Origin of the sequence: Streptosporangium vulgare, from assembly GCF_042428775.1 — a bacterium.
GTDB classification, from domain to species: Bacteria; Actinomycetota; Actinomycetes; order Streptosporangiales; family Streptosporangiaceae; genus Streptosporangium; species Streptosporangium vulgare.
In genome coordinates this window covers 402018-421774 of record NZ_JBHMBS010000004.1, presented here as the reverse complement: position 1 = coordinate 421774, position 19757 = coordinate 402018, and the positions used below count along the sequence as shown (strand labels likewise).

Annotated in this window: 8 protein-coding genes; 1 reads left to right on the top strand and 7 read right to left on the bottom strand. The window is 69.6% G+C overall.

The genetic code is table 11. From position 1 onward, the window contains the following. Positions 1-30 precede the first annotated feature (30 nt). The 6 genes from ACFFRH_RS11275 to ACFFRH_RS11250 form a co-directional block, all read right to left on the bottom strand. Positions 31-798 (bottom strand): DeoR/GlpR family DNA-binding transcription regulator, encoded by a 768-nt coding sequence (locus tag ACFFRH_RS11275; protein WP_386156072.1) that lies wholly within the window; start codon positions 796-798, stop codon positions 31-33. 160 nt (positions 799-958) lie between these two features. Further along, positions 959-5668 carry a PDDEXK-like endonuclease domain-containing protein gene (locus tag ACFFRH_RS11270; protein ID WP_386156070.1) on the bottom strand — a complete coding sequence of 1570 codons (4710 nt, stop codon included), beginning with the start codon at positions 5666-5668 and terminating at the stop codon, positions 959-961. Positions 5669-6149: 481 nt separating this feature from the next. Then, positions 6150-9113, bottom strand: a complete 2964-nt coding sequence (locus tag ACFFRH_RS11265; RefSeq protein WP_386156068.1) for a pPIWI_RE module domain-containing protein — start codon at positions 9111-9113, stop codon at positions 6150-6152. 26 nt (positions 9114-9139) lie between these two features. Then, positions 9140-12826 carry a pPIWI_RE_Z domain-containing protein gene (locus tag ACFFRH_RS11260; protein ID WP_386156066.1) on the bottom strand — a complete coding sequence of 1229 codons (3687 nt, stop codon included), beginning with the start codon at positions 12824-12826 and terminating at the stop codon, positions 9140-9142. Further along, a complete protein-coding gene (locus ACFFRH_RS11255; RefSeq protein ID WP_386156064.1) occupies positions 12819-14015 on the bottom strand; it encodes a pPIWI_RE_Y domain-containing protein in 1197 nt (398 codons plus the stop codon). The genes ACFFRH_RS11260 and ACFFRH_RS11255 overlap by 8 nt, the downstream gene beginning before the upstream one ends. A 43-nt stretch (positions 14016-14058) precedes the next feature. Next, positions 14059-15762 (bottom strand): PD-(D/E)XK nuclease family protein, encoded by a 1704-nt coding sequence (locus ACFFRH_RS11250; RefSeq protein WP_344750082.1) that lies wholly within the window; start codon positions 15760-15762, stop codon positions 14059-14061. A gap of 203 nt (positions 15763-15965) precedes the next feature. On the opposite strand from ACFFRH_RS11250, the gene ACFFRH_RS11245 reads away from it, so the two are divergent. After that, positions 15966-17471, top strand: a complete 1506-nt coding sequence (locus tag ACFFRH_RS11245; RefSeq protein ID WP_344750083.1) for a serine/threonine-protein kinase — start codon at positions 15966-15968, stop codon at positions 17469-17471. A 42-nt stretch (positions 17472-17513) separates the two neighbouring features. On the opposite strand, the gene ACFFRH_RS11240 is transcribed toward ACFFRH_RS11245, so the two are convergent. Further along, positions 17514-19640: an N-6 DNA methylase gene (locus ACFFRH_RS11240; RefSeq protein ID WP_344750084.1), complete on the bottom strand. Its 2127-nt coding sequence runs from the start codon at positions 19638-19640 to the stop codon at positions 17514-17516. Between the last annotated feature and the right edge of the window lie 117 nt (positions 19641-19757).

Sequence of the window (19757 nt, the reverse complement as noted above, 5' to 3'; positions counted from 1 at the left end):
TACCCCCTCCGTGTTCGACCTTGGGAACGTTCACGACAGGACGACCGTCCCGCCCTCGCGGGTGACGGCGTCCCGGATGGCGGGCGGCGGCTCCGCCTCGGTGATCAGCCCGGCGGTCTCCCACAGATCGACGACCCGATGCCGGGCGACCAGTCCGAACTTGCTCGAATCGGCCAGCACGTACGAGCGCGCCGCGTTCCTGAGGATGATCCTCCGCGTCGCGATCTCGTCCAGGTAGTAGTCGGTGAGCCCGGCCGTCGCGTCGACGCCGCCGGAGCCGAGGAACGCGATGTCCGGGTTCAGGTCCGCGAAGAACGCCTGGGCGACCGAGTTCGAGATCGCGAGGTCCCCGGCCCTGAGCCGGCCCCCGCAGACGAGGACCTCGACGCCGGGCCGCTCGGACAGCTCCGCCGCGACCAGCAGGGAACACGTGGCGACGATTCCGGAGAAGTCCAGCGGGAGCGCCCGCGCCACCTGCACGGCGGTGGTCCCCACGTCGATCACGACCGTCTGGCCGGACCGCGCCAGTCCCGCCGCGGCACGCCCGATGCGCCGTTTCGCGTCCGCGGCGGTCCCGGTGCGCTCGGCGAACGGGGCCTCCTCACCGGCGGCCTGCCCGAGCGCGATCGTCGCGCCCCCGTGGACGCGCGCCAGCGTCCCCCGGCGTTCGAGCAGGACGAGGTCGCGGCGGATCGTCTCCGCCGACACGCCGAGTTCGCGCGCGAGATCGTCGGTGCTGACGACCCGGCAGGCCCGGAGCACCTCCCCGATCCGCGAGTGCCGCTCGGTGGGTAGCACTACTTGACCACTTTTGTGGATATTTGTGGACCCATAAGGGAAAGCATGCGCCGATGTTGGGGTGCGGTCAATGCACTCCTGTCACATTCGGGCTTTTTGCCCTTTCTTTCCGAAATGGTGGCAAGGCTGCCATGGAGGTGCCGAGGGAGAGGATTCCCAGCTACCGCGCACTGTGCGTGTGGTGATACGCCTCCACCACGTCTGAGGGAAGACGGCCGCGGTCGCCGACGGCATACCCCTGGGTGCGGGCCCAGGTGCGGATCTGTGGCGTGGTTGTGTCGGTTGAGGAAGAGCCACCGCGGGGTAAACCGTTCCAAGCTCCGATCGGAGATTCGTTCATGTCGCCGGAGTCGCCGTCTTCGAGCCCGTCCCAGCCATCGTTTCCCGACAGGGGCAGGGCGCTCCACGATGGGGATGCACTGGTCTGATCTCCTGGGGCCTCACCCGGTGAGATACCTCGTCGGTCGAGTTCGGCCCAGAGAGATTCCATGGCCGTCTGAGGATCGAAGTAGAACTCGCTCTCGCGGATGCGCCAGAACCGCCACCCCGCGCGTTTGAGTTCACGCTCCCGGTCGAGGTCGGCTTCCCGTTGTTCCGGGGTGCCGTGCCAGAAGTCACCGTCACATTCGACCGCGAGGCGCCCTTTGGCGCCGCTGACCACGAGGTCGATCCGGCGGCCGTTGACCTCCACCTGAGGAACGACGTTGTATCCGCGTTCGCGGATACGGAGGAATACCCGCTGCTCGAAGAGCGAGTCGAATTCCGGATGAGGATCGTCGGGGGTCACATCGCTCAGCGATGCCGCGAGCAGTGTCGCGGGCGGGTTCAGCATGTAGCCGAGGAGTGATCGGCGAAGGCATGTCGGTGAGAGGAGATCCGGACTGACGGAGTGAAAAAGCCACATCTGATCCTTGGCCCGTGATGCGGCCACGTTGAACCTGCGTTGCCATTCGGTGCTCGTCACCGCGGAGCGCTTCTCGGCGATCACCATGGAGAGGAACATCACGTCGCGTTCGTCGCCCTGGAAGTCGGGTGGCGTGCCTACTCGGAGGCGCCGTCTCTCCCAGTCCTTGGGATCCAGCCGGTCGAGCAGCATGTTGTGAATCAGCAGCGTCTGCCCTGTGCCCTGCAGCACGACGACGCCGAACGTCTTGCCCTTGTAGGCCGGATCCTCCATGCAGGCGAGGATTCGATCCACGATCGCTTCGGCCTCCACCACGTTGCGCAGCCGGGTTGCCGATCCCTCACTCCGCGCACAGGTCACGCGCACCACCCGCAGCGGCGGCAGACGGTCGGCGCCGAACTGCCGGAGCGGTACCAGCGGTTCGTCCGCGTAGAACTGCCCGGAGGAGAAATTAATGATCTCCGGCATACATCGGAAATGCTCCTTGAGTCGCAGGACCGTGCCGAATCTCGTCGCGAGCAGGTCGAAGAGACTCGACTTGGGAGTGAAGGCGTCCCGGAGGTAGGCGGGCAGGTCCGGTAGGTAGGTCGACAGCTTCGCGAAAATCGGCTCAAGCTCACCGTGGGTCACAGTCGAGGGAGCGCATTGCTTGTCGTCGCCGACGACGATGACACGGGGGGCGAGCCAGAGCAAGAAGAGTGCCTCGATACTCGCCTGGCTCGCCTCGTCGACAATGACGACGTCGAAGGAGTCGCGAATCGGCGGGATCGTCTCCAGTACCTGCTGGAGCGGCATGATCCAGGCGGGAACCGCATCACGGGCATGGTGCATGGCCTCGCGCGCGAGGGACTGGAACTTGCTCGCGTATCGTCCGGTGCCTTTTCCCAGCTTGCCGATGTGGTCCTGGTAGGCCCGCAGCGCCGTTGTCTGACGGGAGTTCATCCGGCTCAACGCCGCCTGCCAGGCCTGTTCGGCGGCGAGTTCCGCCGTCAGGCGCATCTCTCGTGCGGTCGCGGCTTCGAGTTCGGCTTCCAGGCGCTGCTCAAGGCCCGGCCGACGTTGCTCGGCGAAGAACGTTCGTGCTTTGGCCCACGCCCAGGCGCGGTCCCAGGTGGAGAAGTGCGGCTGCCACGTTCCTGCCTCCGCCAGCAGGCTGAGCAGCGCGGGGTGGGCATCGCGCACTCGGCTCGCGAGCTCGTCGCAGCGCCGCTGCTCGGCTTGTTCACGGTGCGCGTTGGCGAGAGAGGTGAGGCACAACTGGTAGGTGATGTCATCACGTATGGTAACCGAGTACCCGGCTTCCAGCAGTTCCGGGGGCGGAGCACCGATACGGGCTTCGTGCTGGAGCGTCACGTGGAGGTCGTTGAGTGCCGCAGTGGCCTGCTCGGCTTCTGTCTGAAGCCGAACGGCGTGCAGGGCCGTCGCGTACGACGACCATTCCGTGGGAGTGCCGAGTCTGATGTGCACGCCGGTCGAAGCGAGCAGCTGTGCCGTCTCCGCCACTCCCGGCATGATCTGACGCACCTGATGGAGCCGGTCGAAGGCGTCGCCCAGTTGCGCGACCGTACGGTGCAGGGGCTGGTCTTGTGGAAACCTCACTTCGACCAGCCCCCATCCGCGCAGGAGCTCTACGACCGCGGCCCGGCCCTCCAGCTCGGCGATGACCAGTGACAGAAGCTCCGCGTTGGACGGTGTGATCCCGTCGACCGACGTGTCGGTCAGCCACGGCTCTGCCTGCTTCTGCACGGCCGGCCGGAACAGGCCGCGTTTGAGCTGGTTGCCGGCGGCGAGGTAGTCGCGCAGTCCTCGAATGGACTCGAGATAGGAACCCATCGCGCCCGGTGTGTCCAACGGCGGGTGCTGGATTTCGCGATAGCCGATATGGCGGATCGCGTTCCGGGCTGTGTCAAGACGGTCGGTATGGGCCGCCAGCTGATCCCACACGGCGGTCTCGCGTCCGCCGAGTCCGTCGGTCAGTGCGCGGACCGTCCAGTCGCTCGGATCCCAGGCGGATGCGTCCTCAGGCAGGCCGAGCTGTCGCAGGCGGAGAGTGACGTCGGCCGCGATGGTCTCCAGCCGGATGATCAGGTCGAAGTCGAGGTGCTCAAGTCGTTCGGAGATATCCGTCTGTGCTTTCCGGGCCATGTTCTGGGCAGCGGACTCCGCCGCGATCAGGGCTTTGAGCGTCTCCACTCCGGGGAGCGCGGCCACATCGGGGATCCGCTGCGAGACCCTCGCCTTGCGCCGGGGGGTCTCTTCGGCGAGCAAGGTGATGAGTTCCGCAGCCTCACCGGCGGAAACGGGCGGTGTGGGTGACGCCGAGGCCGACAGAGGAACCGGCATCCACCGGCAATCCGGTTCTTCCTGCCGCAGTCGCCGGACCACGGCGGCGAGAGTCCCGGAATAGCCGGTGGCGATCTCGGGATAGCGATAGGTCTCGGACTCGCGTAACGCGCGGACCCGCTCGGTCAGGTCCGCGGTCATGCGGCGAGCGGATTCGAGCTGGTGTCGCTTCTCGGTGATGCTCTTGGCCTGTCGGACGGGGTCGAAGGATGAGAAGCGGTTCGACAGCGCTTTGATGCCGCCTTCGAGTTCCGCGGAGCCGCCGCGACCGAGATCGGTCATGGAGACGCACAGCGCGGCTATCTCCGGCGGGAGCTTGTCACGCAGGACCCGAAGCGCCTGCCCTTTCTGGCTGGTGACCAGCACACGCTGCCCCTGCGCGAGCAGTGCCGACAGCAGATTGGCGATGCTGTGGGTCTTTCCGGTTCCGGGCGGTCCCTGGACGACGACACCGTTGTCCGAGCGCAGACGCGTCATGATCGTCCGCTGCTCGGGGTTGGCGGCGAGCGGGAACAGCGGATCCCGCCCAAGGGTCTCTCCTGGCGTGCTCTCCCTTTCCCGGAGGAAGGCCATACGTTCCGCCGGTTCGAGAGGACTGACGAGTTGTGCCAGTCCGAGGGGTGTCTGGGCGTCCGGCCCGGTCAGCGTGGCCATCATCTGGTCGTAGTAGGAGATCAGGGAACCGTGGTTTCGCCTGCGGAGTACGAGCGCTGGGGCAAGTCGTATCTCCGTTTCCTTGACGGACATGTCGCTCAGGGACCAGTCGTGCCGGTATCGGGGCTGGGGATTCGTGTTCAGGCCGCGATCGCACCATGACTCCAGCACCGGGGCCACCGAACTCTGCAGCCCGATGCCTTCGCCCTCCCTGACACGGCGACGAAGGTGATCGGTGCGCTGTGGGACGAATCCATCGAGATCGGCCAGTAGTTCACGGTCTTCGAGCGTGGGTGCAGTATCACCCAGCAGAACGTGCACTCGTTCGGTGTCCTGATCGACCCGAAGGTGAAGACGTGTCGTGAGGAGATGATTCCGGATACGCGTACCGCCGGGTGCGACCCAGGAGAGCAGGCCGGTCGCCAGCACGAGTTCCCACTCGTCGTCGATCTGGTCCAGTTGGTTGGAGATCGAGTAGAGGTCGCGGTGCCAGCGCTGTTGCCGTATACGATCGCGTTCCCGATCCGCCCACACCTGCCAGTGGGGTACCCACCTGTCGTAGGCCCTGACCACATCGGGCCGGTCCTGCTGGGTTTCCCATCGAGACACCACCTTCCCGTTCTCGTCGGTCTCCTCGATGCGACGCGGACCGGTTTTGGACAGTTCGGGGGCGTCCAGCTCGGCGTCGACCAGCTCCTCGTGGCGTACCCATCCGTGAAGTTCGTCCGGGAGGCTGGGAGGCGGTGTGTTCCGGATGTGATCGACGGAGAGGAACACCTCACCCGGTCCGGCCTCTCCGTGTGGTTTGACCTCGTCCGGCAGGTCTACCAGCCAGAGGACCTGAGCGTGGTTGCGGAGATCCCTGATCGGGACGCGACGAGCCGATGCCAGATCACGGAGAAACTCGACCAGCCGCGTGGCGGAGTCGACCAGCTGGGGGTCGCGGGCCAGGGACTGCTGCGCACTCACGCGGCTCTCCTTCGAGTCGTATGGATTGTGTCTCGGGGCCGACGCAGGCCGGAACGGGGGCTTGGCAAGGTGGCGCCTCGGCGCCGCGAACGCCGTCAGGGATTGACGAAAAGACCGGAAGGAGGCCGCGGGGTGCGCGCGAACATGGGCCTCTCTTCATGAAAATGGTCTCTGATGGGCGAGATGCTAGTAGTTACATGACCACGTGTGAATGGACCGTTCCCGTAATGAGACGGCTTTGCCGTCACGCATCACGCTTGTGGGGTGTTTTAGAGCATGCCAAAAGCGTAAATTGTGCAGTTTTGTCATAAGAAAGCGACGTATTGACTCTGTGTTCTCCTCTATGGAAGCCTCCAACCCTGCCCGCTTTGGGCTATACGCCAACTCATTGCCGGATTGTCCGGACAGGTCGAGGGCAAGAGGCGGAACCGCAGACCGGGCGGCGCCAGTGCGCGCCGCCCGCGATCGAGAAACGCGTGGTCTACCCTCGACCATCGGTGACGGCTGAATCATCGACGGCTTCCTCTTCCTCCGCGAGGGTGGGAAGCACGTACTCCTGGGCGAGCGCCGCCAGGTGCAGAGGAAGCGGCAGGGACAGGGCGTCGAGATAGTCGGCCGCCTGGCGCAGTTGGTGGACGGCCATGGCCAGGGCCTCGGGAGTGTCTCCCTCCTCACCGGAGATGGCCGGGTGGCAGCCCAGGACGGTGACCTCCATGAGAGCGGGGTTCCATGCGGGGGTCTCGGTGTCGATGGTCAGCTCGCCCTTGCGCTTTCCCGCCCGCAGTGGACGAGGGGCCAGTTTGTCGGCCTCCACCGCGGAGGCGCGGAAGGTTCCGGCCTTGTCGGTGGTGCTGTAGAAGACCCGTGAACCAGGAGCATCGGACCACAGCCCCGCGGCAAGGCCGTTGACTCCGGAGGGGTTGCCGATTCCCCACCACTGAGGCGTCTCGCGCCCGCTAGCGTCGCGCACCCGGACCAGCCGCAGATCGGAGTCGAGCCGACCGGCCGACGCGTGGCCGGTCCTGATCAGGTCCGGTACGACCTGACCGTCCTGGAGCCAGGGCCAATGCGTCCGGCCGTTCTGGGAGTGGGCGAGCAGCAGGGTGGGGCGGCCGTGCAAGGAGCGGAGCATCTTCTGTAGGTAGCGGGCGGTCTTCGCGCGCTGTTCGTCCCCCTTCCGGCGCCGTTCCTGGAAGGTGACGTAGGGCTGGGGTCGCCCGTCGCCAACCGGAGACGGCGACATCTCCGTGCCGGGCGCGGGATCCTCCTCGGTCTCGTCCGACGCGCCGGGGGCGCAGTCCTCGTCGATCTCATCCGACATGTCGGGGAGTTCGGCGATCCCGGCCAGCCGGAGCAGGAACTTCGGGTAGGGGAGCCAGACGCGCTGTTCCGGGTCCCAGCCGCGGATCACGGCATGCCGTGATCCAGGCTTGGAAGGACTTACGAGAACTGTGACCGGAGTGTGCCGGGCTACCCGGGTGGGGCCGTCGGCGCGGCGCTTCACCATCCACACGGCGGCGTAGTGGAGATCGGCGGGAAGCCGGTCTCCCAACGTGTGTTCGGGCACGACCCGCACGCCGAGCTGACGGAGCCCGTCCAGCCAGGCCGAACGGGCGCGGTACGCCGCGTTCTTCTCGGAGTTGTAGCCCCTGGCCTTTCGGGGGACGGCGGTGAACTGGGTGACTACTCCGGCGTCGGCACAGCCCAGTCGCAGGGCGAACTTGGGATCGTGGGCCGGGGTTGTGAAGTCGGCCCGCCGGTCGATCTCCACCAGGGCCAGGGCCGCGGCGTCCGGATCGGCGCCGTCGGCGACCAGGAAAGCGGCGACAGCGGCTCGACGGGCGGTGATGGCCGCGGCGAGAGCCCGCCCCCTGCCACGGGTCGCCGGGTCGATGTCGAGGGAGTCGGCGAGACCTCCGGACAGAGGCAGGCAACGCAGCCGGACGGCGAGTTCGGGCGTCTCCCACCGGAGGAGGACCGGGTCACCAGGTTTGGCCGTGTCGAAGGCCTCGGCCGCGGGGGCGCCGCCGTCACCGTCCAGGGCGAGTACCTCGGTGAGGGCCGCGATCGCCGTGTCGCGCATGGCGGTGGTCTGCCACAGGAGACGGGCCTCCATGACCGGGACGCCGGTGGGCGGCGTTTCCTCGTCCGACAGGGATCGTACGGCGACCGCGAGGGCGGCGCGGCGGGTATGGGCGGTCCGCACCTCCTCGGCTTTCTTGGCGTCTCCCTGAGGCTTGGGCCGCGCGTTGGCGGGTGTGTTCGAGGAGATCCCGCTGCGTCTCAGGTCGGGGGCGCGCAGCAGCCCTGCGGGAAGTGCCTGTTCGGCCCACTCGACGATCTGCGAACGTTGATTGGGCATCAGGCCGGCTTTGACACCGTGCTGGCCCATGTGGTTGCTGTGCACCACGGCGGCACGTACGCCGGGCCCGTCGCCGATCCATCGCTCGGGCGCGGTGAGCAGCTCCGCCGGGTCGGGGAAGGGCTGCCCGAGGGCGATGTCCCGCAAGATTCCGGCGGGGCCCGCCTCGCGCCAGCCATGGGCCCGCTCGTCACGGTTCCAGGTGAGCCGGGCCACCGCGTAACGCTCGCAGGCGGGCGTTCCCGGAAGCCAGGGCACGGTCGGGCGCAGGTAGACCGACGTGTCGCGGCGGAAGGGCAGATAGAGGCGCCCGTTCGCGGCGGGGTGGGTGGCCCACCGTCTCAGCCCCGTGTGGATGTGCAGCCGGGGGTGCGGCGAGAAGGGGACGGTATGCAGAGAGATGTTGACGACGACGGAGAACCACCAGGTGCGGTCCTTGCCCTGGTGTGGCAGAGGTTGCGACATCAGCTCCGCGCCCTGCTGGCGGGGGCCGCGCGGAACGGCCCTGAACCGTAGAAGACCGGCCCCCGTGTCGTAGGGCGGCAGGGCGAGGACACGGCGCGCCAGATGGTCGGTTGCGAGCTGGAACTGTCGGCCGAGCGGGAGCGCGGTGCCTCCGTCGGTGGTGTCGCAACCCAGCAGGTCCACCTCCACCTCGTGCCAGCGCGGCGGGTCGGCGCGCAGTTCGGCGAGGGCCTCGACGACCCTCGCACGATGTTCCGGCTCCGGGCGCAGATTGCGTACCCAGGCGGTGAGCAGCCGCTCGAACGCCGCGTCCGGTAGTGGGTGGGGGATGTCGGCGGGCGCGTACAGCCAGAAGTCCTTCTCGCCGCCGTGCTTCTCCGAGCCTCGCCCCCGCACCACCAGGTCGGGAGCGAGACTCTGCAGTACGCCATCCATGCGGTAGGTGGGGACGGTGCGGTACGGCTCCGCCTCGGTGTCCCGGCCCGTGTCGCACAGTGCCAGCAGGCTGTCGCGCCACTGTTCGGGAAAGGGCAGGGCGCGGTATCGGGCGGTCAGCGGAGCGGCGCCGGGAGCGAGGAGATAGGCGGCGCGGCGGATCTCGTTGTAGGTGAATCCCATCGGGGGCTCCTGGGGTGAGGTTTCTGTCAGGGACGGCCGGGACCGGCGGTCATGCCGCAGAGGGCGTCGTAGAGCGGCCGGTAGAGCATCTGGACGAGGGCGGGATCCGCCGGGTCGGCGAAGAGGCCGGGGCTGGTGCCGACATCGAAGTAAGGGGCGAGAACGGCCCGCAGTTCGGCCAGCAGGCCGTCACCGGGGCCACTGAGGCGAGCGGTCCGCGCGGTGTCGGCTCCCGGTGCGGTCGCCACCGCGTACCGCGGGGCGAACCTGGCGTCCACGAAGACCACCCTGGCCGGGACGCCGCCACGCACCAGGCGTCCGATGACCTGCCATATCGCCACCAACTGGTCCCAGGCGAAAGACCGCTTCTCCGCGGGAGCGAGCCGGGAGTACACGTAGCGGCGGGAGAGCAGCCTGCGCCACTCACGGCGGGCCTCGTGGCGGAAGGCGAGCCCTGCCGCGTCGAGGCTTTCCGCCTTGGCGACCAGATCCCCGAAGGTGGCTCCTTCGAGGTCGGGGTGGTCACGTACGAAGCGGGCCACCCAGTCGTTGATCGCGAAGATCGACAGGGACAGGTCGTCGGGCCGGGGGTGGGGGCGGGCGAGGAAGAGCACGGTTCCGAAGGCGGCGGTGCGTTGCGCGTTGAGAATGTTGTGGCCGCGTTCGATCGCCATCAGCGGGGCCACCAGAACCTCGGCGTCCGGATCCTCGGCGAAGGAGGCCAGGTCTCCCCGGCGTACGGCGGCGGCGTGGACGCGGCCGTCGGAGCCGAGGCCCCCGCCTCGCACGGCCTGCTCCAGGTCGGCGTCGTCTGCGGCGAGAACCCGGACCCGACCGCGCCAGCGCTCCATCTCCTGCAGCATGTCCGCGGCGGCGTTCGCCTCCCGGTAACTGCCGACCAGCAGCAGGGCCCTGCGGCGGCTGTCGTCGCCGATCAGGGCGAGCTCCTGTTCGAGCGGGCTGGGCAAGCCACCTCGGCCGGGACGGCCGAGGCGGGTGATCATCTGGCGGAGCACCGCCGGCCGCACGGTCTGGTCCTGGCCCGACAGGCTCAGCGGGGTGTTGCCGTCGTCGTAGAGGAAGTGCGTGCGGAAGACGGTGTCCCGGATGGCTTCGAGGGCGTGGGGATCCGGCTTGAGCACCGCCTTGACGGGGGCGAGGACGTGGGCGCGGGTGGAGGTGCCCGCCCAGCTGGTTCCCGACATCAACAACACATGGGGTCCCGGATGTCCTGTGGAGGGGACGGCGCCCAGGCTGGGCAGCGACAGCAGCAGTTCCCGGCCGACTCCGGCACAGCGGAAGAACCGCAGGGTGCCGCTGCGGCGGCCCTCGGGATCGCGGTCCTGCTCCTCGGGCAGGTACTGGAAACCGATGACGTTGCCCATCGGGGCTTCGGGGACGATCGGGGCGTAGTCGAGCGGTGGACGCCTGGAGAGTTCGTTGTCGGTCGAGTCGAGGTTGAGCGCGGCCTCGACCTGGGGCCACAGGAAGGTGAGCCGATCGAGACGCTGGTGCAGCGCGGCGAGCAGGAGGCTGAACTCCAGCCGCTTGGTGGTGCGGTCGTACCAGGGGACACTGCCGGGAACGTCGGCCGGATCGGGTTCACCGGTGTGTCGGCGGGCGGGCGGCGGCAGGGAGCCGTCCAGCAGGGGGGAGCCCTTGAGAAGCAGGTCCAGAACCCCGCGCACCCGCTGTCGTGTGCCGTTCTCGTTCAAGGTGTGCAGTAGGTCATGGGTGGCCTGGACGAGGCGGTCGGCGTCCGTTCCGTAGGGCCCGCGGTCACCGAGCGGGTCGTCGCGGAAGGTGTCCAGGACGGCGGTCACCTCTTGCCTGCGGCCGGCCTGCGGAGAGGCTTCCCGCGAGGCCGGCCGTGACGCCGTTTCGTGGTGCGCGAGTCGTTCGTCGTCTTCGTAGAGGATCGTCTCGTCGGGCATGTCGTCGGCGAGGCCGGGGACGGCCGGGGTGTTCGGGGAAGTCTCGCCAGGGGCCGGATACCAGTCGGCGATCAATTTCTCCTGCAGGGTCCAGGCGCTGAAGTACTCGATGTCGGCCCAGGTACGTAGGTCCTCGTCACTCATCAACATGGCGTACAGCCGGTTGGTGGCGACGCTCACCACGTCGAGCGAGACGGCCCAGCGCTCGACGTCGCGCTCGGACAACGGTAGCCGTCCCTGTCTGGCGAGCTCGTCGATCTTGTGGGTGTGCAGCTTGTCGAGCCAGGACTCCGGCCCCCTGGTAACCAGGGTCGCCGACGGAGCGAACATGGTGTCCAGCTGCATCTGCACCCGGTCGGCCTCGTCCACGATCATGATGTCGCTGCGGAGGCAGGCCAGTTCCAAATAGCGCAGCCGTTCCTCGTTGAGGTGGTTCGGCACGGGGCTCTGCACGAGGCTGGCGGGGTTCGCGACCCAGATCAGGGCATCGACGAGTTCCCGGGCGGCGCTGTGCCGGGGGCAGGCGCTCCAGATCGGGCAGCCGTGTGCCCGGCCGAGCCGGTCCGGCGGCTCCTCACTCCGGACCGGCTCGCCGATCGGATCGGGACCGGGCAGTGTTCGATTGGCGGCGGGGTCGGATGTCTTGCGGGCGGGGTGAAGGCCGGTGCACGGGGCGTCCGCGTAACGGAGCGGTTCGACGGCCTCGTTGCCGCGCAGGGCGTCCACGACGCAGACGGTGCTCAGGTCGTCGAAGCCCGGGTGGTCGTGGGTCAGCAGGGATCCGGGAGCGCGGGCGGCGAGGCGGCGGTGCAGCCGCTGCACGTGGGTTTCCCGAGTGGTGGTGCCCAGCACGGGGGCGGCGGCCAGGCCGAGCTCACGGAAGAGGGCGGTCAGCGTGAGCTGCTCGGCGACATCGCCGACCACCAGCGTGGTCCTCATGCCCCGTCCCGCTGCCCAGACCGCGATCAGCGACATCAACGTGCTCTTGCCCGCTCCGACCATGCCGACCAGGTGCAGCAGCCCATCGAGGCCGAGTACCTCGGCGGGCGCGAATCCCCGGCCGTCGTCGGTGCGCGTGTCCAGGCTCAGGGCGGCGAGGCGCCGCTCCCAGTCACCGGGGGGCCGGCCGACCTGCCGTTCGGTGTCGTCCATCCATCGGGCGGTGTCCGCGAGTTCCGCCAGAGGTACGTGCAGAGGCCGTTCCTTTCGCGTGTCCCCCGCGGCGAGCCCGTGGCCTGGAGCGGGCGCCGGGCGCAGCGACTCGGGGAGGGTGACGGAGGTGATCCGGCGGCGTTCGACGAAACGGTGCGAGCCGGGGCTCGCGAGGGGCAGCTCACGCCGCGCGAAACCGGGCATGCTCCGCAGCTCGGCGTCGTACGTCGCGAAGCGACCGGTTGCGACGAAGGGCTCCGCCCGCCGGGCGGGGTCGCCCGGCGACGGCAGGCGGTAACCGCGCAGCCGCTCCGGAAGTTCCCGGTATGTCTCCAGACTCTGCAGCCACATCCTGCGGCGGCGCAGGGTCCACAGCAGGTGGCGGGCGGAGACGAGCAGCCTCTCCTCGTCCGGGGTGGTGGCGAGGCCGCCGGCGCGGGCGAACGGGTAGCCGCCGAGGAGCACCCATACGCCGTCGGCGGGCCGCTCGGGGTCGAGGCGTTCCATGAGCCGCAGGCCGAGTTCCACCTGGAAAAGCAGAGAGGGCTTGATGCCGCCATGTTCCTGAGGCCAGAACCCCGAGATGTCGGAGACGAGATGCCGGTACCAGCTTTCGGTGTCACGCATCGAAGGCTCCGTTCGCGGAGGTGTCGCCGTCGGCCTGCGTCAGGCGGCCGGTGGGGCCGGTGTCGCCACGCAACCGGGCGTGCGCGGCCGCGACCAGTTGCCGGTCGGTGAGCAGCGGGAGACCTCCCGCCGCGGGCGTGCGATTGCGGGCGTATACCCGCAGGTAGTCCGGGCGGGCGTCGACGCGGTACCGGGGGACCACCCAGCAGGCCTCGTCGTACGGAGGCTGCTGCCGGACCTCGGTGGCGGCCTGACCGAGAAGGCCCGGGTGGGCCCAGTCCTTGACGTCGACCGCCCAGACCCAGCCGTCGGGGAAGGTGATCCGCAGGTCGTAGGCATCGAAGCCGGGCCACATCTCGACCGGGAGACGAAGGGCCCTCAGCTCCCTCTCCAGATAGGCCTCCGCCCGGCCGGGGCCTGTGACGAACTGCCGCAGTGGACGGCTGAGCTGCCACAGCGCGCCGGTCTCGTCGGCGCGCAGCGTCCGCCCCGGTGGGGGCTGCCCCTGCCGCCGGCATCGATCGCGCTCGCACCACCAGCCGCCGTCGGTGAGGGGGACGAGCAAGGTCAGGCAGCGGGCGCACGTGACGTACGCGCCGTCCCTGCAGAAGCTGTCGGGGACGCGCTGGTATATCTGCTCGACGAGCTCCCTGACCGGATACAGAAGGAGGTCGGTGGCCACCTCGAACATGTCGCCGCCGGTGAGGACGGGACGCTCCACCAGTAGACGGCGGAAGGCGGTGTAGGACTCGGGGGCCTCGTGCTCGCGGCACAGCCGCATCGCGGAGGAGATCACCGTCCGGTCGTAGTGCTCCGCCGCGCTGTCACGGGCACGGGTCCACCATTCGTGGCACAGCTGGGTGGGTTTGCCGGAAACAGGATCGATGAGGAGGTCGTCCGGCCCGAAGGCGTCCTGGGGGAGGTCCAGCGGCCAGTCCTCGACCGGACGGGTCCGGCACCAGGCGAGGAGTTCGGGCACGCTTCCCGGAGGGTGGGCGCCCCGCAGCAGGCAGGCGAGCGCCGTGCGATCCAGGGCACGCTGTGCCTCGGCGGGATAGGGGAGCGTGAACGCCTCCAGGTCGGTCATGTCGGCGAGTCGCAGGACGGCCGTGGCGAGTGTCTGCAGCAGCGGGACACCGGCGTGCGCGGACCAGTCCGCGAGTGACGAGGAAGGTGGGGACGGTGACATGAAACGGGGCTCCTCAGGGGGTCCTCGGAGAAACGGGGCGGTGTCAGGCCACGGGGTCCGGCGAGGGGGTGAGGTGCTCGCGACCGGGCCGGCACCAGTCGAGGGCCTCGCAGCCGCCGCAGTGCCTGCCGGGAACGGCGGAGTAGGAGGTGTCCCGCTGCCAGGGGCCGGCCATCTCGGCGATCACCGTGCGAGCCTCGTCGACGACGGAGGGAAGGCCGGGGTCCAGCACCTCCAGGCCCCCGTCGTCCGGATAGAGCATCTCCAGCTCGATCCGGGAGCGGCGCGTGTCCCCGCCGAGCACCCCGGAGGCCATCATGAGAACGGCCAGGGCGAGCTGGGGGTAGGTGCGCATCAGCGCCCGGCCCTCCCACAGATGGTTGCCCGCGGTCTTCGTCTCGCGCCAGATCCACCCGCCACCGCGGGTGTGGAGAAGGTCGGGGGTGGCGATGACGACGACGTCGAGCTCGGGGTCGTAGCAGGTCAGCTGCGGCTGAACGCGCACCCGCTCGCCGGGATCGAGCCCGTCGAGCGGGCACAGGGCCGCGTGCTCGGCGATCATACGAGCGCCCGCTCTGGCCTCCTCACCGGTGAGGACGTGCCCTCCGGCGGACCAGTTGCCCGGATCCTCGGGCCCCGCTGATTGCCCGCATCCCATGAGGGGACGGGTCGCGTGCCGCTCGTTCAACCAGGCGTCGACGGCCCGGCCACGCAGGATCGCGGTGTTCTCGGGACGTGGTGATCTCAGATTCAGCTGCCTGGTGAGGTGGAAGCGGGCGGGACACTCGACGTGTGTCCGCAGGTCGCTGGCCGACACGCTGCGCCGGGGGCGTGACAGGTGGGCGGCGAGGCCCAGCATCCCCGGGGCCCGGTGCAGCGTCGTGCACCCGTTCAGGGCCTTGCACCCGACGCACCCGGAGCCGGGGACGCGCCCGGCGGCGTCCACCGCGCGGCCCAGGGCCGGCACGGTGTGCTCGGCATAGCGCCGCAGGATCTCCTCCAGGTCCCAGTCGGCCAGAAGAGTGCTGCTGCCGTCACCGCAGCCGACGTCCACGATCCGGACCCGCCGGGGACGGACGGTACGGGCAGCGGGCAGGCCCCTCAGCGGACGGTAGAGCTCGCCGTACCCCGACGTGCTCGGGACGCCGAAGGCGGCGGTGTGGGCCGCCGCGGCCCTCTCGGCGTTGGAGCGTTCCTTCTTGGCCGTGCCGAAGGACAGTAGCCGCAGTTCGCGCACACCACCGTCGGCGGAGACGTAACGGCGTCCCCACGCGGTCTGTTCGTAGTGCGAGGCCCCACGCCGGTCGGGTGACCTGAGGTCACGCCGAACCACCCATTCCTCGGGAACGGGGTAGGTACGCACCGTCCTCGAGGCGTTCTCGGCCTCGCGGGCAGCGAGGTACCGGGGCACCGCCGCGGCGGTCCACTCGATCAGCCCGGGGTGGGCCGGGGGACGGCCTTTTCCGTCGAAGGTGCCTTGTGTCCGGTGAAGTTCCGCCATCGCCTGCGCGGTCGGCACCCCCCGATGTTCAATCAGGTCAAGGGCGTCCATGAACGGCTTCAAGGTGAAGCCCTGCAGAGGGTCGCGGCGGCGGCGAGGTGACTCAGGGGTCGCGCGAAGCCAGATGCGAGCCCCGGCGGCGACCGCGGTGGGACAGTCGCGCGAGTCCTCCCTGGTCGCCGGCAGCCCGGTGCGCACGGCTGAGCCGTCACCGGCGGTGCCGGGGGGTGGAAGCCAGACGGTCATCGGATCCCCTCTGTCGTTCAGAGCACGCGGACACGGACTTCACCGGGGAACCCCGGGAAGCAGTCTCCAGAAAACACGAACATGTGAACTGAGTCAAGTGATGTTCTGTGGCATTGAGGATTCACGCTAGGCTGTTCGTGCCGTTACGGAAAGCCGTGCGAGCGATTCATGGGATCTGTGTGAACACAGACCGGAAGGTGAACATGAAGCCTGGTGATGTCCTGAACGGCCGATACCGGCTGCTGGAGCTTCTCGGCAAGGGCGGCATGGCCGAGGTCTGGAAGGCCTACGACAGCGGTTCGAGGCGCGAGGTCGCCGTCAAGCTGGTGCGTCCCCTTCCGGAGCTCGCCGACTGGTTCGACACCGACGACATGAACGAAGGCCGGGCCGAGCTGCACGGCCGGTTCCGGAGGGAGGGGGCCCTGCTCGCCGACCTCGACCATCCCGGCATCCCCGAGCTGTACGACCGGGGCACCCACGGAGACCGCCCGTACATCGTCATGCGACTGGTCGAGGGCAGCCCGCTCCACCGGTTCCTGGCGGCGCACCGTCCGCTCCCGCGTCCGGTGGTGGTGGCGATCGCCTCCCAGATCGCCGCCGCGCTCAGGCGTGCCCACGAGGTCCCCGTGGTCCACCGCGATCTCAAGCCGCAGAACGTGATCATCGCCCGTGACGGCACCGTCGTCCTCATCGACTTCGGGATCGCGATGCCGCTGCGTCCCGGTGTCACCCGCTACACGGCACGGGGGGCCACCCTCGGAAGCAGGGGCTACATGGCACCCGAGCAGATCAGGGAGGAGCAGCTCACTCCTCACACCGATCTGTACGCGCTCGGCTGCGTGCTCTTCGAGTTGTTCACCGGTCGGCAGCCGTTCGACCCCGACGGCGAGGGCGGCATCATCGTCCAGCACCTGCACAGCGAGCCGCCCTCGGTTCACGACCTCGTCTCCGGCGTTCCGGAGGATCTGGCCGAGCTCACCAGGAGGTTGCTCGCCAAGGGCCCGTACGACCGCCCTCTCGACGCGGGGGAGGTTCTGGAGGCGCTGAGTTCCCACCTTCCCGGTCCGGGAACCCCGGCTCCCTCTCCCCGGGTGGACCCGGACCCCACGCTCCCCTTCAGGGAGCCGCGCGATCTTCCTCGCCCGGGGAACCCGGCCGATGCGCGGCGTTCCGCCCCCTCCCCGCTACCCGCGCGTTCGCATCGGACCGCAACGTGGCTCAGCCGCCGGAACGTCGAGGAAATCCTCGCCGAGGTGAGGAACGAACTCGTCGTGGGAGAGGCCGGGCCCGCCACCGAGCGTCTCGTCGCCCTCCTTCCCGACGCGCGACGACAGTTCGGTGCCGACCAGCTCGTCAGGGCGGCGCTGATCGCGTGCGCGGACAGCCTGCGCATCGCGGGAGACTGCGGCAGGGCCGGAGCCCTCTACCGGCAGCTGGTCGACGATCTCGGTTACGCGACCGATCCGCCTTTCCTGGCCGCGTCACTGATCGCCAGGCTGGGCGTGGCCGAGTGCCGTATTCCGTTCGGAGAGCTCGACGCGGCACTGGACGGCCTGCGTGTCGTGGTGTCCCGGGCGGGTGCGCTGCCCGCCGGGCTCGCCGGCGCGGTCGGCTCCCGCTGTGAGGACCTGGGCGTGGAACTGTCCGAGCTCGGCCGGGGTGAGGAGGTGGGGGAGATCCTCGCACTCCTTCCACGCCGCGCGTCCTGACGCCCTCGGGTCCGCCCCGTCACATGCCCCCGGGGCGGCCGTTCACGACCAGTCGCGGGGCATCGTCCCGGCGGCCAGTCCGTCGGTCAGCCCGTCGACCAGCTCTCCGCCGATCGTCCGCGCCTCCCGCAGCGACCGTTCGAAGGCGGTGAGCCGCCGGAAGGCCTCGCCGTAGCGGCGCTGCTCCGCAAGGGGAAGCCGCAGCACCTGCAGCCTGCGGACGTCGATGCGGGAGGAGGTCGAGGCGTGGGTTCCGGCCTGCCTCGCGTTGGCCGGGGCGCGTAGGCAACCGGCCAGGAACCAGGGGTCGAGCAGTGTCGGATCCGCCCGGAGGGCGAACAGCTGCGAGCCCAGCACCGTGGGGGCATCGGTGTCGACCCAGGCGCCGAACGCCCGGTAGGCCCCGACGACCACCACCTCCTCCGGGCCGGTCACGGTGAGGGTGCCCGCCGTCTCGCCCGCCAAGGCTTCACGCGCGGGTAACCAGCCGGACGGCCTGCCTCCGGCCAGCACGTCGGTGACGGTGAGCACGGGTACGGCGTCGTCGGGGGCGTCATCGGTGCGCACCGCGCCGTCCGCCGGTTGCTGTCCGGCCCGCATCGTCATCGCGCCCGCCCGGAGCAGGTCGCCCACGGTCACCGTGCCCTGACCCGCGGGTTCCTCGCCGCTCAGTTCGAGCGCGGACAAGGTCGCGGTCAGGTCCCGCAGCTCGTGGAGCAGGGTGCCGAACCGGTTCCACGAGCGTCGCAGGCCCAGGTTTGCCGAGGTCCCCCTCTTCGGGACGTGTCGTGCCGGGGTGAGGTCCACCTCGTCGTCCAGAAGGTCGATCACCGGGACCACGGCATGGTCGGCCGGCCGGTCCCTGTCCTTGTCTCCCGGCTGTATGGCCAACACCACGCGCCTGTGCAGGAGGGGCCAGTCGATCGCCGCCCTGCCCGTCCTCTGTCTTCCCTCCGACAGCTCCGGCTGGATCCCGGCCGCGTCGACCAGGAGCACCCCGGCCTCCGTCCCCGCTCCGTCTCCGGCCGGTGCTCGCAGGACCCACAGGTGCAGCGCGACGCTGTGCGGGGGCGCGGATCCCGGGGGGAGGGCGACCACCGCGCGCAGCACGCCGCTGCGGAGCAGCCCGGCCCGGATGCGGCGCCCCGCCCGGCGGGAGGCGACACCGGGCGGCATCAGCAGCACCGCCGTCCCACCGGGCGCCAGGCGGCTCAACGAGTGTTGTGTCCAGGCGAGCTCCGGTTCGGTGCGGGGAGGCAGGCCGTACGTCCAGCGGGCGTCGGTGGCGAGCTCCTCGTATCCCCAGTCGCGCTCGTTGAACGGCGGGTTGCACAGCACCACGTCGGCGCGGACGTCCGGATGGGGGTCGGCGCGCAGCGTGTTCCCGGACCGGACGTCCACCTCCCACGCGGTCTCACGCTCCGGCGAGTGACCGGCGAGCAGGATCCGTACGGCGGCCAGCGCCGCCTGGGTCGGGTCGACGTCCTGGCCGAGTAGTTTCAGCGGGACACCCGAGGGACGCGTGTCCACCTTGCCGGCCCACTGCCGGGCGGCGGCGAGCAGGAGACCGCCCGTGCCGCACGCGGGGTCGAGCACGGTGCCGACATCGCTCGCCTCACCGTCGCGCGACAGCTCGGCGACCTTCGCCATCAGAGCCGCCAGCGGGCGCGGCGTGACGCCGATCTGCCGGACGTGGGTGTCGAGCCAGCGGCCGAGCAGGAAGTCGAAGGTGTCCCGGGCCCCGTGTTTCCTGGCCAGGCTGACCGCGCGTTCCACCAGGGACCGCTGGGCATCGGAGAGGCCGTTGTGGTACGGAAGTCCCTCGGCCGCGTCGGTGTCGGGCGGACCTGCCGCGTGCCCCGCCTCCTCTCGGGCGAGCCGGGCACCGGCCGCAGCGATCGCCCTCCCCATCGTGTCGCGGTCCCCAAGGGCCTCGAACTCCGGCCACAGCCGTTCCCGGCTGCCGACCTCGTCGAGCTTCCCCTGCCGCCTCAGCCACTCCTCCACCTGTGACAGCGCGAACTGAGGGCTGGTGTCCGTGCCGCCGACCGGCGCGGGAAAGCTGTCGTGGCGTCGGCGCCAGTTGCTGACGGCCGCGCGCCCGACACCGGCGATCCTGGCTATCTCAGCCAGGGTGACGGAGACCGATGGGTCGACAGAAGGAGGCATTGTGTCTCCGGGTAGGGGACAGGACGGTGACGACCTTCCCCGCTGAAAGGCACGATAACGGCGTATACCCAGGTAGGCAGGCACCGTGACTTTCCAGGAAGGTCCTTTCGCAGCCTA